Annotated in this window: 9 protein-coding genes and 1 pseudogene; 5 read left to right on the forward strand and 5 right to left on the reverse strand. The window is 62.8% G+C overall.

Translation table 11 applies throughout. From position 1 onward, the window contains the following. Positions 1–20 precede the first annotated feature (20 nt). On the forward strand, positions 21–701 hold the full coding sequence (bioD, locus tag E5E96_RS14760; protein WP_044799636.1) for a dethiobiotin synthase: 681 nt from the start codon (positions 21–23) through the stop codon (positions 699–701). Between the two features lie 112 nt (positions 702–813). Beyond that, positions 814–1,686: a protease HtpX gene (gene htpX, locus E5E96_RS14765; RefSeq protein WP_011705391.1), complete on the forward strand. Its 873-nt coding sequence runs from the start codon at positions 814–816 to the stop codon at positions 1,684–1,686. 61 nt (positions 1,687–1,747) lie between these two features. Here htpX and E5E96_RS14770 read toward each other — a convergent pair whose 3' ends face one another. Both E5E96_RS14770 and E5E96_RS14775 read right to left on the reverse strand, forming a co-directional pair. Further along, positions 1,748–3,460 carry a methyl-accepting chemotaxis protein gene (locus E5E96_RS14770; protein WP_101614151.1) on the reverse strand — a complete coding sequence of 571 codons (1,713 nt, stop codon included), beginning with the start codon at positions 3,458–3,460 and terminating at the stop codon, positions 1,748–1,750. A gap of 222 nt (positions 3,461–3,682) precedes the next feature. After that, positions 3,683–5,497: a hybrid-cluster NAD(P)-dependent oxidoreductase gene (locus E5E96_RS14775; RefSeq protein WP_171282486.1), complete on the reverse strand. Its 1,815-nt coding sequence runs from the start codon at positions 5,495–5,497 to the stop codon at positions 3,683–3,685. Positions 5,498–5,887: 390 nt separating this feature from the next. Here E5E96_RS14775 and E5E96_RS14780 point away from each other — a divergent pair, with 390 nt between their 5' ends. From E5E96_RS14780 to E5E96_RS14790, 3 genes and pseudogenes are all read left to right on the forward strand, one after another. Further along, positions 5,888–7,534 (forward strand): NAD(P)-binding protein, encoded by a 1,647-nt coding sequence (locus tag E5E96_RS14780; RefSeq protein ID WP_171282487.1) that lies wholly within the window; start codon positions 5,888–5,890, stop codon positions 7,532–7,534. After that, positions 7,531–11,105, forward strand: a pseudogene (gene nifJ, locus E5E96_RS14785) (pyruvate:ferredoxin (flavodoxin) oxidoreductase). Before E5E96_RS14780 ends, nifJ begins: the two are co-directional and overlap by 4 nt. A gap of 212 nt (positions 11,106–11,317) precedes the next feature. Further along, positions 11,318–11,677, forward strand: coding sequence for a hypothetical protein (locus tag E5E96_RS14790; RefSeq protein WP_168755188.1), 360 nt, complete (start codon positions 11,318–11,320; stop codon positions 11,675–11,677). A 404-nt stretch (positions 11,678–12,081) separates the two neighbouring features. Here the strand turns inward: E5E96_RS14790 and E5E96_RS14795 are convergent, their stop codons facing one another. From E5E96_RS14795 to E5E96_RS14805, 3 genes are all read right to left on the reverse strand, one after another. Beyond that, positions 12,082–12,297 carry a YdcH family protein gene (locus E5E96_RS14795; protein WP_011705396.1) on the reverse strand — a complete coding sequence of 72 codons (216 nt, stop codon included), beginning with the start codon at positions 12,295–12,297 and terminating at the stop codon, positions 12,082–12,084. 286 nt (positions 12,298–12,583) lie between these two features. Further along, a complete protein-coding gene (locus tag E5E96_RS14800; RefSeq protein ID WP_029303482.1) occupies positions 12,584–13,174 on the reverse strand; it encodes a hypothetical protein in 591 nt (196 codons plus the stop codon). Positions 13,175–13,185: 11 nt separating this feature from the next. Continuing rightward, entirely contained in the window at positions 13,186–14,532 is a 1,347-nt protein-coding gene (locus E5E96_RS14805; RefSeq protein ID WP_039213156.1) for an MATE family efflux transporter, read from the reverse strand. Between the last annotated feature and the right edge of the window lie 60 nt (positions 14,533–14,592).

The following is a 14,592-nucleotide window of genomic DNA, read 5'->3' on the forward strand; positions in this document are numbered from 1 at the left end:
CCCCGTATTGAGGAGTCATCATGGTTAAATCCTTCTTCGTCACCGGCACCGATACCGATGTGGGCAAGACGCTGGTCGCCCGCACCCTGTTGCTGGAATTCGCCGCACACGGTATTCGCTGCGCCGGTTACAAGCCCATCTCAGCCGGCTGTGCCCGCACCCCGGACGGGCTGCGCAATCTTGATGCCGTGCTGCTGCAGGAGGCGGCGAGCCTGCCGCTGCCCTACGATCTGGTCAATCCCTACGCCTACGAGCCGCCCATCGCGCCCCATATCGCCGCCAGCGAAGCGCGCGATGCCATTACCCTGAAGGGGTTGTCGGACGGGCTGCGCCAGATTGAACAGGCGGGGGCCGAGCTGGTGGTGGTGGAGGGGGCGGGGGGCTGGTTCCTGCCGCTGGATCGCAAACATCTGCTGTCGGACTGGGTCAAGCAGGAGAACATGCCGGTGATCATGGTAGTGGGGGCCAAACTGGGCTGTCTCAACCATGCCCTGCTCACCTTCGCCGCCATTCGCAACAACAACCTGCCGGTGGCGGGCTGGGTCATCAACCGGCTGCACGGCTCCATGAGCCACTATCAGGAAAATCTGGACACCCTGCGGGGCTTGCTGCCGGCTCCGTTTTTGGGTGAAATACCCTTTGTAAACAATCCGCTCGAGGCTGATCTGCGCGGGCGACTCGACATTTCGCCCCTGCTCTGAATCCGACATTCAGCGAACATTCATAGAAACTGTCTATTATGCGTGACAGGTGTGGCCCGACCGGCAGCGAGCTGGTGACGGGCCACGCGTCCATATCTCACAAGGAGTCAATATGAAGCGAATTATGCTATTCCTGGTGACCAACCTGGCCGTCATGCTGGTGCTGGGGGTGGTACTCAATATCCTGTTCTCGGTTCTGGGGATCAACAAGTCCAGCATTTCCGGTCTGTTGGTGTTCTGCGCCGTGTTCGGTTTTGGGGGTTCCTTTATCTCCTTGCTGATGTCCAAGTGGATGGCCAAGCGCAGCTATGGTGTCCAGGTCATCGAGCAACCCCGTAACGAGACCGAGCACTGGCTGGTCAGTACCGTGGCCCGTCAGGCCCGTGAAGCGGGCATCAAGATGCCGGAAGTGGGGATCTACGACTCCCCCGAGATGAACGCCTTCGCCACCGGCGCCCGCCGTGACGACTCGCTGGTCGCCGTGTCGTCCGGTCTGCTCTACAGCATGAGCCGTGACGAGGCGGAAGCCGTGCTGGCCCACGAGGTGAGCCACGTGGCCAACGGCGACATGGTGACCCTGACCCTGATCCAGGGGGTGGTGAACACCTTCGTGATGTTCTTCGCCCGCATCGTGGCTGGCGTCATCAGCAACTTCTTCAGCTCCAACAATGACGAAGAGAGCAGCAGCACCGGCGGTTTTGCCTACATGATCACCGTGTTCGTGCTGGAGATGCTGTTCGGCGTGCTGGCCTCCATCATCGTCATGTGGTTCAGCCGTCAGCGTGAATTCCGCGCCGACGCCGGTGCCGCCAAGCTGGCCGGTCGCGACAAGATGATCGCCGCGCTGCAGCGCCTCTCCCGCGGTGCGGAGCCGCAGCTGGAAGGCTCCATGATGGCGTTCGGCATCAACGGCAAGCGTTCCATGAGCGAGCTGTTCATGAGCCACCCGCCCATCGAGCAACGCATCGCCGCCCTGCGCGGTTAAGCGTACCGTACCAATGAAAACGGCTGCCCTCGGGCAGCCGTTTTGCTTTGTGCGCTTTGCGCTACAGCTTGAAGTGGGCCATCTCCTGGCGCAGCAGCCGTGACAGCTGCTTGAGCTTGGCCGCCTCCTGCGAGACGTGGCGGGCTGCGTCCCCCGACTGCTCGGAGAGGGAGGTGATGTTGCCGACGGTGGAGACCACCTCGTTGGCAGCAGTGGACTGTTCGCGCAGGGTGTGGCTGATCTCCCCCATCAGGCCGGTCAGGTTGGATGCGTGGTTCTGGATGCTGGCGATGGCCTCGCCGGTCTGGCTGGCCAGGCTCACCCCGCGGGAGACGTTGTTGACCGTGTTCTCCATGCTGCGGATGGAGGCATCCGCCCCGCTCTGGATCTTGCCGATCATGCCGGTGATCTGCTGGGTGGAGGCGGCCGAGCGGCTGGCGAGGTTGCGCACCTCGTCGGCCACCACCGCGAAGCCGCGGCCCTGCTCGCCGGCCCGGGCCGCCTCGATGGCGGCGTTGAGCGCCAGCAGGTTGGTCTGATCGGCGATGCCGCGGATCACCTCGATGATCTCCGAGATCTGCTGGGTGTGGCTGTTGAGATCCGCGATGCTGCTGGCGGCGTTGGAGACGGTATCCGAGATGCTCTGGATGCTGTCGAGGGTCTGCTTGATGACCCCGGAGCCTTCCGCCAGGGTGTTGGCGGAGACCTTGCTCAGCTCGTCGGCGTGGGTGGCGTTGTCAGAGAGGTGGCTGATGCTCACCACCAGCTCCTCGATGGCGGCCGCCATGGTCTGGGTGCTGGTCTGCTGGGAGGTGGCGAACTGGGCTGTCTGCTCCGCTATCTGGGCGATGCTGTCGGCCGAACCGGAGAGCTCCTCGCTGGAGTGGGAGACCTGGGCGATGATCCCCTTGAGGGTGCCCTGCATGGTGGCGAGCAGGCCGATCAGGCTCTCCTTGGCACCGGCCGGCACCTTGATCGGCTGGGAGAAGTCCCCCTCGGCCAGGTGGTTGAGATCGCTTCTGAGCTGGTCGACCGAGGTGCCGACCAGGTCGAGCAGCGCCTTGTAGGTGCGCCAGAGGAAGAACATCAACACCAGGCCGAGCGCGATGAACAGGTAGCGCAGCATGGCGGACTGGCTGGCGGCATCGTCCACCGCTTGCTGGGTGCGGTGTTCCATCAGGACGTAGAAGTCGTCGATGGGGGACATGATGCGCCCCTTGTTCTGGTGATAGGCCTTGTCATGCATCATGGCGATGGCCTTTTGCTGGTTGGCGACCAGATCGCCGTCCGTCTGCTGCACCAGCTTGAAGGCGGCTACCTCGGTGTTGACCAGAGCATCCGAGTTGTTCTTGGCCTCGTTGAGCTTGGCCAGCTCCTCTTCGGTAAAGCCGGTGTCCTTCATCAGGTCGATGAGGCCACGGCGCACCTGGCTGTCGGGCCGCGGGTTCTGGCCGTTGGCGGCGACGAAGTCCCAGTAGATGCGGTTGTAGCCCTGCGGCCGGTTCTGCTCCCCGTTGCGAATGGCCAGGATCCGCATGTACTGCTGTTCGTAGGCCGGATCCTTGGTGATCACGTAGGTGCGGCCGAGGCGGGTCAGGTCGTCGGAGGATTGCCGCAGTTCATCGGCCAGCAGATAGGATTGATAGCGTTGCTGATAGCTCTGCTCGAGTTGCGTTCCTGACCAGCTGTAGGCAAAAAATACCAGCGACAGCAGGATCAGGGTGACGACGGAGAGCAGCAGGTTGAGCTGAAAGGCGGGTCTGTTCTGTTCCATGGTTTGAGCGTCCTTATTCTCACCGGATAACCCCCTTGGTCAGACGGCAAAGGCCGCTACGTCGGAGGGGTTTTGTTGTTGTTGCTGTGAGTATAGGAGCGGGGCCCGGCAAGGTTACGGGGGTTTGGAGAAAAGGTGGAGGCGAGGGAAAACGTACCGAAACAGATAGAAAACGGCCGGGAGCGGGCGCCCGGCCGGTGGGGTTATCGCTGCTCGATCACCTTATTTGATGACAAGGTCGGTGAGCGGTACGGCGCAGCAGGTGAGGATCTTGCCCTCGGCCCGTTCGGCGGCGGTGATGGCCGGGGCATCGGGGTGATCCACCTCGCCCGCGAGCAGGGTCTGCTTGCAGCTGCCGCAGATGCCGGCGCGGCAGCTCCAGGGCAGATCCACCCCTTGCTTGTGGGCTTGATCCAGCACTGTGCCCTGATTGTTGCCGGCAAAACTCTGCTTGCCGATGCGCAGTTGCACCGCCTGGTGGGGGCGCGCCACCGAGAGGATGGCGCCGCCAAAGCTCTCCTGGCGGATCCGCTCGGCGGGCACGCCAAGGGCGGTCAGCCTGGCGGCCGCATCGGCCATAAAGCCGTGGGGGCCACAGATAAACACCTCCCGTTCGGCGAGCGCCTTGACCTGTTTGAGGTGCTCATCGCCGAGCCGTCCCTTGAGCCCCTGCCAGTGCGTATCCGGCTGGCTCAGGATCAGGGTGAGGGTCATCCCCTGCTGCGCCAGGGCGTGCAGTTCGGCGGCGGCGGGAATATCCGCCTCGCTGCGGCACAGGTGCATAAAGTGCACATCGCCGAGCTCCCCACGCAAGGCCAGAGTGCGGCCAATGGAGAGCATGGGTGTGACCCCCGAGCCTGCCGAGAGCAGCAGCAGGGTGCGCCCGGTGCCTAGGTGAAACTCGCCGGCCGGTGCCGCGGCCAGCAACCGGTCACCGGGTTGCAACTGCTGGTGCAGCCAGTGGGAGATGCGGCCGCCCCCCACCTTCTTGACGCTGATGCTGTAACGCTCGGGCCGCTCCGGCGTGGAGCTCAGGGTATAGCGGCGCTGCAGACGCTCGCGCCGCAGACCCAGGCCAATGTCCAGGCTGATGGGCAGATGCTGGCCCGGCAGATAGTCGGGCAGCGGCTCGCCATCGGCCGCCTCGAACCAGAAGGTCTCCAGATCCCGCGCCAGCGGCTCGCGGGCCACGCACACCAGCTCCCGTTTTTTCGGGGCCGCGTTGGGGTAGACGGGGGCGCGGGCGCGCTCCAGCACCTCGATCTCGCTGCCCGCCTCAATCCAGCCCTCGTTGAGGGCCACCAGGTTCTGGCCGAAGTAGACCTCGCCATCCTCGCCGCGCCGATAACGGGTGAGGGTAGCCAGCGGCTCCTTGAGGGCATTGAAGCGATCCGTGCCCGGCTCCACCGTAGTCATGATGCAGCGGCTGCAGGGCTTGGCGACCCGAAACTCCACCTCGCCGATGCGGATCCGCCTCCAGCCGTCTTCTTCGAAGGGGAGGGTGCCGCTTGCCACCAGGTTGGTGCGAAACTGGCTCATCTGGTGCAGCGCGTCGGATCTCAGGTTGAGATCCTCAAGCGAGGCCTGGCTTATCAGCAGCAGCGGATAGCCGTCGGCAAAGCTGACCCGGGTGCCGGTCTTCTCCCGAAAGCGGGCGGACTCTTCACCGAGCCAGAGCAGCTGAACCGGCTCCCCCGCCACCTGGCTCAGCCACTGATTGGCCTGGGGCTGGGTCTGCAGGGCGCTGAAGCTGTCGCTCCAGACTCCGGTGGCCCTAGGCGTGCGGGAAAACTCCTGCTCTTGCAGGATGAGAGGGTCAAGGCCCGGATAGCGCAGCTGCAGACCGCCCTCGATGGGGGTGGCCACTACCTGCTGCAACTGGGGATGGGTGCGGGCGGTGATGAAGCTGCCGTCCGGCTTGACCACCATGTAGCGGCGATCCCCCTGCAGCCCCTCTTCGGTGACCAGGGCGCGGGTCAGTGGCATGCCTGCCGTCGACTTGATGGGGTAGAGATGAATGCTGGCGAGCTTGGGCATGGCCGGGTCCTTGTGCTGTGGTGGTTCCAGTGCAGGAGACAAGATAGCGGGAGCTGTTCCGTGCAGCAATCGTTGCAGGAGGGGGGCCTGATGCGGCCGGCTCACGGGGCCAGAGAACGGCGTGGCGTTGCTTGCGGGGCGCGAGCCCGAGCGGTGACTCCTGCAGACGGGCAAGATGTTACACGGGTCACGTTGTGCACTCCATACCTCATAAAGTGCAACATTTTTTGATCCTGATCCGTCATTCGGTACACAAATCAGTCCATTATCGAGTCAGCTTCCAGTTTCTAACGCTTTCGCTTCTTCCCCCTCCGGCCACCGTCTGCCCAGGCAAAACGGTATCAAGCGCCATCGGATGGGGCCTGTCACACAAAAAGAAGAAAGCAATGTATGAGCAAACAACTGGATATGACCCCACAGCCGGATCTCTCCCAGAAAACGGGAACAGGCCCGGTCCGTACTCGGCTACCCGTTTGGCGGCCGGCCCTGCCACCTTGCAACCATGCCTGCCCGGCTGGCGAGAACATCCAGGCCTGGCTTGCCCTGGCCGAAGCGGGCCGCTTTGAGGCGGCCTGGCAACGACTGATCGAAGAAAATCCCCTGCCTGCAGTCCACGGGCGGGTCTGTTATCACCCCTGCGAAACGGCCTGCAACCGCGCTCAGGTGGATGATGCCGTCTCCATTCACGCCATCGAGCGCTTCCTCGGCGACGAGGCGCTGGCCCGTGGCTGGCAGCCTGCTCCCCCCGCGCCCGCCAGCGGCAAGAAGGTGCTGGTGATCGGTGCCGGCCCCTCCGGCCTCTCTTGTGCCTGGCACCTCAACCGGCTCGGCCATCAGGTAGAGATCCGCGAGGCGGGCCCGCTCGCCGGCGGCATGCTGCGCTTTGGCATTCCCGCCTACCGCCTACCCCGCGACATGCTGGACAGGGAGGTAGCCCGCATCGTCGCTGCCGGGGTGACCCTGACTCTCAACCACAAGGTGGAGGATGTGCTGCGCGAGCGCGACGAGGGGGGCTTTGACGCCGTCTTTATGGCCATCGGCGCCCATCTGGCCAAGCGGGTCGATATTCCGGCCCGGGAAGCGGGCAAGATCCTCGATGCGGTGAGTTTCCTCGAGCAGGCCAGTCTTGCCGAAGAGAAAGGACTGCCACCGCCAAAACTGGGACGGCGGGTGGCCATCTACGGCGGCGGCAACACCGCCATGGACGCGGCTCGCACCGCCCGACGTTTGGGCGTTGAAGAGGCGATGATCATCTACCGCCGCGATCGCGACCATATGCCGGCCCACGCCTTCGAAGCCGATGAGGCCGAGGAGGAGGGGATCAAGATCAACTGGCTGCGCACCATCCGCCAGCTCGATAGCACCAATATCGAAGTGGAGGTGATGGCGCTGGATGCCGAGGGCAAGCCGGTACCCACCGGCAAGTTTGAAACCCTCGAAGCGGACTCCCTTATTCTGGCGCTCGGTCAGGAGGTCGACCTTTCGGTGCTGGAGAGCATTCCCGGCGTGCGGGTCAACAAGGAGGGGGTGGTGCAGGTTGGCGAAAACCTGATGACGGATGTGCCGGGTCTGTTTGCAGGCGGCGACATGGTGCCCTCCGAGCGCACCGTCACCATCGCCACCGGTCACGGCAAGAAGGCGGCACGCCACATGGATGCCTGGCTGCGCGGTCGCCACTATCACAAACCGCTCTCCTACCCGCTGGTGGGGCCGGAGCAGTTGCAGCTCTGGTTCCAGACCCATGCGCCGGCCAGCAGCCAACCGGTCAAACCGCCTTCGGCGCGGGACGACTTTGGCGAGATCATCGGTGGGCTGGATGAGGTGGCCGCTCGCTACGAGGCGGCGCGCTGCTACTCCTGCGGCAACTGCTTTGAGTGCGACGGCTGCTATGGCAGCTGCCCCGAGCAGGCCATCGCCAAGCTGGGGCCGGGTCTGGGGTATCAGGTGGATGCCGAGCGCTGCACCGGCTGCGGTGCCTGCCACGACCAATGCCCTTGTCACGCCATCGAGCTGCGCCAACCGGAGGAGTCCCAATGAAACATGAACTGATCATGGTTGACGGCAACGAAGCCGCGGCCCGGGTGGCGTACCAGCTGAGCGAAGTGTGTGCCATCTACCCCATCACCCCGAGCTCGACCATGGCCGAGCTGGCCGATGCCTGGGCGGCAGAAGGGCAGACCAACCTGTGGGGCAACATCCCCACCGTGGTGGAGATGCAGAGTGAAGGGGGGCTGCCGGCACGGTACACGGCGCCCTGCAGGCGGGGGCGCTCGCCACCACCTTCACCGCCAGTCAGGGGCTGATGTTGATGCTGCCCAACATGTACAAGATCGCAGGCGAATTGACCTCGGCGGTGTTCCATGTGGCGGCCCGATCCTTGGCGGCGCAGGGGCTGTCGATTTTTGGCGACCATCAGGATGTGATGGCGGCGCGCAGCACCGGCTTTGCCATGCTCGCCTCCGGCTCGGTGCAGGAGGCGCAGGACCTGGCCTTGGTCGCCCATAGCGTCACCCTGCAGTGCCGGGTGCCCTTTATCCACTTCTTCGACGGCTTTCGCACCTCCCACGAGGTGAACAAGATAGTCGCGCTGCATAAAGATGAGATCCGGGCCCTTATCGACAACGACTGGGTACGCGCCCACCGTGCCCGGGCCCTCAACCCGGATCATCCGGTGATGCGAGGCACCGCCCAGAACCCGGATACCTATTTCCAGTCCCGCGAGAGCGTCAACCCCTTCTACGAGGCGGTACCGGCGCGAGTGCAGCAGTGCATGGACAACCTCGGCGAGCTGACCGGTCGTCACTACCGGCTGGTGGAGTATCACGGCGCCCCCGATGCCACCGACGTCATCGTGTTGATGGGGTCGGGGGCGGCCACCGCCCGCACGACGGTGGATTGGCTCAACCAGCAGGATCGCAAGACCGGGGTGCTGGTCATTCGCCTCTATCGCCCTTTCCCGGTACAGGCGCTGCTCGATGCGCTGCCCGAGAGCGTGCGGCGCATGGCGGTGCTGGATCGCACCAAGGAGCCGGGCGCCGGCGGCGAGCCGCTGCTGCTGGATGTGCAGAGCGCCCTCATCGACGGCTTGCAGCGCGGCCTTATCAAGCGGCTTCCGTGGCTCAGTGGTGGCCGCTATGGCCTCTCTTCCAAAGAGTTCACCCCTGCCATGTGCGCGGCGGTGTTCGAGGAGCTGGCATCCGATGCGCCGCGCCCGCGCTTTACGGTGGGGATTGTGGACGACGTTTCCGGCCTCAGTCTGGCCTGGCACCCCATCGGCGATCTGGAACCTGCCAGCCGGGTGCGGGCGCTGTTCTTCGGCCTCGGTGCCGACGGCACAGTCGGTGCCAACAAGAACAGCATCAAGATCATCGGCGAGCTGGAGGGCTTCCACGCCCAGGGTTACTTCGTCTACGACTCCAAGAAGTCGGGCTCGCGCACTGTCTCCCACCTGCGCTTTGGCCCCGAGCCCATCGACGCCCCCTGGCTTATCGAGCAGGCGAGCTTTATCGGTTGCCACCAGTGGGGCTTTGTCGAATCGGTGGATCTGCTGGAGTTTGCCGCCGAGGGGGCGACCCTGCTGCTCAATGCCCCCCATGAGCCCGACCGGGTCTGGGCCGAGCTGCCCGAGCGGCTGCGCGCCCGCATCCGCGCCCTCAATATCCAGCTCTATTGCATCGACGGCGATCGGGTGGCCGAGCGCAACGGCATGGGCAATCGCATCAACACCATCATGCAGACCTGCTTCTTCGCCCTGGCCGGCATCTTGCCGCGGGACGAGGCGATCGCGCTCATCAAGGAGAGCATCGAGAAGAGCTATGCCCGCAAGGGGCCCGAGGTGGTGGCGCGCAACTTCGCGGCGGTGGACGACACCCTGGCCCATCTACACCGGGTGGCCATTCCAGCCGGTGAGGAGCAGCTCAGCGACTATCCGCTGCCGCTGGCTCCGGGGGGCAGCGAGTTTGTCCAGCGGGTCACCGGCGAGATGCTGGCGGGGCGCGGCGATCGCATCCCGGTCTCCATGCTGCCGGTAGATGGCACTTACCCCACCGCCACCAGCCGCTTCGAGAAGCGCGATATCGCCCGCGAGATCCCCATCTGGCACTCGGATATCTGCATCCAGTGCGGCAACTGCGTCTTTGTCTGCCCCCACGCGGCGCTGCGGGCCAAGTTCTACCATCAGGACTGGCTGGCAACTGCCCCCGAGGCAGCCCAGTCGGTACCCGTCACCGCCAAGGGCTTTCCCGACAGCCGCTACACCCTGCAGCTCTACCCGGAGGATTGCACCGGCTGCGGCCAGTGCGTGCAGGCCTGTCCGGTGCGGGTCGGAGCGGATGAAAACGGTGAGGGCGAGCGGGCCATCGCCATGATGGACAAGGCGCCGCACCTCGCCGGCCAGAAACAGGCGCTGCGCTGGTTCGAGAGCCTGCCCTGGCCTGCTCGCGAGCGGGTGGATTTCTCCACGGTGCGCGGCACCCAGTTCCTCGAACCCCTGTTCGAATTCTCCGGTGCCTGCGCTGGCTGTGGCGAGACCCCTTACCTCAAGCTGCTGACCCAGCTGTTTGGTGACCGTATGCTGGTGGCCAACGCCACCGGTTGCTCCTCCATCTATGGCGGCAACCTGCCGACCACCCCCTGGGCCAAGAACGGCGAAGGGAAGGGACCGGCCTGGTCGAACTCGCTGTTCGAGGACAACGCCGAGTTTGGCTTTGGTTTTCGCCTCACCGCCGATCAGCATCACGGTCAGGCGGTGGCAGCCTTGCAGGCGATGAAGGGGGAGATCGGGGCCGAGCTGGTGGAGACACTTGTCAGCGCCCCGCAGCGGCTGGAGTCGGAGATCCGCGCCCAGCGCACCCGGGTCGCGCAAGTGCGGGAACGGTTGGAAGAGGTGAAATCCGGCAAGGCTCGCGAGCTGCTCTCGCTTATCGATCAGCTGGTGCGCCGCTCGGTCTGGATCATCGGCGGTGATGGCTGGGCCTATGACATCGGCTCGGCGGGGCTCGATCATGTGCTTGCCTCCGGGCGCGATGTGAACGTGCTGGTGATGGATACCGAGGTCTACTCCAACACCGGCGGCCAGATGTCGAAATCGACCCCGCTCGGCGCCGTCGCCAAGTTCGCGGCGGGGGGCAAGACGCTGGCCAAGAAGGATGTGGCGTTGCAGGCCATCTCCTACGGCAACGTCTATGTGGCCCGCATCGCCTTTGGGGCCAACCCGCAGCAGGCGCTGCAGGCCCTGCGGGAGGCGGAGGCCTATCCGGGCCCGTCGCTTATCATCGCTTACAGCCACTGTATCGCCCACGGCATCGATATGGAGTTTGGCCTGACCCAGCAAAAACGCGCCGTGGCCTCCGGTCACTGGCCGCTGATGCGCTACAACCCGGTATTGCGCAGTGCGGGGCAGAACCCCTTCAGCCTCGACAGCCTGCGCCCCTCCATTCCGCTTGCCGAATACCGCCAAGAGGAGACCCGTTATCGGGTGCTGGCCCAGAGCCATCCGGAAGAGGCGCAGCGGCTGATGCAGGTGGCACAACAAGTGGCGTGGCAGAAGTGGGCCACCTACGAGGAGATGGCTACCCGCGAGGCCAGCCATTTCCATCCGCCGGTGTGATGATTGGGTGAAATAGGTATGACAAAGCGGGCCATTGGCCCGCTTTTTTGGCATTTGGGTAGTGACAGGCTCGGTATAGAGTAAAAACATCCATATTTCCGACTTTAATGGAGGTTGCTTTTGAAAGGGATTGGCTCTAGGGCATTGAAAGTTTTTAATAAACATGTCTGTGTTAGAGTGAGTCATTCACTGAATAAATTTGTTAGGTGCTTATGACTAACCGCCTTTTAAATCTCTTGGGTTCATATCCAAAGTGCGACGAATTTCAAATTGGGCGATTGCTTATTTGGGTCGAGTACCCTTCAGGCAAAAACCGTGTAGCTTGTTTGCGTAATGCAGAAGAAATTCTTCCTGAGCTAGAGTCTGATATTTCCAGAGTGGAAGAACTTGCTGCGATAAGCATTGGAAGTTCAGTGCCTGCAACAGTAGCGGGCATAAGGATTGAAGCAGATCGATCCGCCTCGTATGAGTGCACCTTTTTTGACGGGGAACATGAAGATGAATTCATAACCATCCGCAGAGATTCTGGTGGTTACCTTTTTGCAGAGGCTCAGGGCAAGAGTGCAGGATGAAAGATCTGTAGAAAAAGGCTTTATAAGAAACAGACACAGAAACAGAAATAAAATGCCGCCACCTTGGCAGCATTTTATTTCTGTAGGCTGTAGGGGGTAAGCTAAGGGTTTGTTTTCCTTCCAAGTTAGGTAAGCTGTGCATGGCAAATAGCGTCAAGCAGGAGAAGGGACGATGACAGAGCAACATATCGCCGGGACGATCGGTACTCTGGGGGCTGGTTGGCTCGGGCTGCCGCTGGCGCGTGCCTTGTGGTCGGCAGGCAGCAGTTAGCTATCACGGCTAGCAGCGGCGAGAGTGCCACCTGATATGGCCTGCTCAGCGTTGTCGTGAGCAGCCAACAAAAAGCCCGGCGTCGGGCCGGGCTGGCAGGATAAGTTGCTTATCCAGGTATTCGTCGAGGCGTCTATTGTGGATGTTGTTTGAGGATGTCGTAGATCTCCTCTTTCAGTTTAAGTTTCTGTTTTTTCAGATCCTTCACCTCGGAGCTGTAGTCGCTGGCGTGATGCTTTTCCAACTTTCTAATCTCCACATCCAGGTCGTTGTGCAAGTCAAACTTCTTTTGGAAATGGACATCACTGCTCTTCAGTTGCGAGATGAGCTCTCTGTACTCTGGGAACATGTAATGCGGCCTCCTTGGTTTCGTTTGATTGTGCCTGCAAGACCAAACTACCGCGTCCCCCGCGAGATAAATGTGATCCGGCTCCAATTCGGGACCAATGATTTGCTGTATTCGACGGGCGATTTTTAACTGTTTGAATCACAAGCTGATAAGACTTTTATCGGTAAGTAGAGAGTCTGAAAAGTGCCGGATGGATCACAATTGTGACGGCCGGATGACAGCTTGTGGCCGCCAAGCGGGCAGCAAAAAGGGGCGCAGGGCCCCTTCTTGGTAACAGGTGTGGCGTTTACTCTTTTTTCTTTTTCTTCTCGGGCAGCGGCTTGCCATCGCGGGCGATCACCTTGCCCACCTCGAAGCCGATCTGCGCCGCCAGCTCTTCCAGATCCGCGGCCTTGGCTTCGTTGCCGATGGCGTACTGGTAGTTGGCGATGGTGATCTTCTCGGCCACCGGGGTACCCGGGACGATGGGCTCGCGCCAGCCCTGACCCACATGGGCCACCAGGGTGCCGTTCATGATGAGCTCGCCGACGATCTCCTGGGTGGGGATGCCCTTGCCGTAGGTGAGGCCCTGCGGGTGCTTCTTGCCGACCAGCGGCTCTTGGCTTGCGGGCATCAGCTTGGTGCGGATCAGCCACTTGGGCGACTTGGTCTTGCCCACCGCCTTGCCGGTCTGGTACTCGTTGATCTTGATGGTCTTGATCATCTGGGCCATGAAGTCCTTGGTCAGCGCTTTTTGCGCTTCACTGGTTTCATCGATGGCGATGGGGGCCACGTACCAGGTCTGGGCCGCCTGTGCCTTGGGGGCGGCGGGGGCGGTTTGCGCCATGGCGAGCGGGCTGAGCAGGATGGCCGCCAACAAGAGTCCTATCTTCTTCATTGTGATTCCGCTTATGTTTCAACAAGAATTTTGTTTTGCCAGCGACGACTGCGCCAGCGCCAGAACATGGCCAGACCGCGCACCCACTCGTCGCAGGCGAGCGCCAACCAGATACCGACCAGTCCATAACCCTGCATGATACCAAGGAAATAGGCCAGTGGAACGGCAATCCCCCACATGGAGACGAGCGCCATGTAGAGCGGGAAACGGGCGTCCCCGGTGGCGCGCAGGGCGTTGATCACCACCAGATTGAAGGTACGGCCGGGTTCCAGAATGAGGCTTATCAAGAACAGCTGCGCCACCTGGGTGATGATGTCGGCGTCATCGGTGAACAGGCTGATGATGGTGCGGCCGTTGAGGGCCGCCAGCAAGGCGATGAAGGCGGTGACGACGAGCCCTAGCTTCAGGCTTTTGAGCAGCTGGCGGTAGGCCTGCTCGAAGCGGCGAGCCCCTGCCAGGTGGCCGATGATGATCTCGTTGCCAAGGCCGATGGAGAGGCCGAACAGCAGGATGAACAGGCAGATCTGGAAGAAGTAGGACTGGGTCGCCAGCGCCTTGTCGCCGAGCAGGCCGACGAAGGCGGTCACCACCATGAACTGCAGCATCCAGGAGAGGTTCTCGCCGGCGGCCGGCAGGCCGATGTGCAGCACCTTGCCCAGCATCAACCGGCTGGGTTTGACGATCTCCGGCAGGCGCAGCCGGATGCCGGTCTTGCGCGCCACCAGCCACACCAGCAGTACCACCCCGACGATGCGGCCCGCCACCGTGCTGATGGCGACCCCGGCTACCCCGAGCTGGGGCAGGCCGAACCAGCCGTAGAGCAGCAGCAGGTTGCCGACGAAGGTGATGAGGTTGACGATGAGGGTCACGTACATCGCCTGACGGGTGTGGCCGTGGGCGCGCAGGGTGGCGGCCAGGCAGAGGGCCGCCGCTTCCGGCAGCAGGCACAGGCCGATGATCTGCAGGTAGAGGGTGGCATCGCTCATCAGGTTGGCGGGCAGGTTCATCAGCGCCAGCATGGTACTGGCCCCGGCGATGACGCCGACGGCGGCCACCAGTCCCACCAGCAGGTTGAAACCGATGGCGGTGTGGATGACGACGCGCGCCTTCTCCTTGTCGCCAGCTCCCAGATACTGGGTGATCACCACGCTGGTGCCGATGCTGACGAAGCTGAATAAGGTGATGGCGAGATCGAACACCTGGTTGCCGACCGCGAGCGCCGCCACCCCCTGATAGGAGACGTGACCCACCATGAAGGTGTTGAGGGCCCCGGTCAGAAAGTGCAGGGCGAGATCGATAAACAGTGGCCAGGTCAGGGAGAAGAGGGTGCCCGGACCTGCGTGGGATTGAGTTTGCATGGGGTGTCCAAATACTGGGGATGGCCCTCGTCAGCGCCATCTGGACGGGCATTTAACACC

The sequence above is a fragment of the Aeromonas sp. 1805 genome (assembly GCF_013085525.1).
Classification (GTDB): domain Bacteria; phylum Pseudomonadota; class Gammaproteobacteria; order Enterobacterales; family Aeromonadaceae; genus Aeromonas; species Aeromonas hydrophila.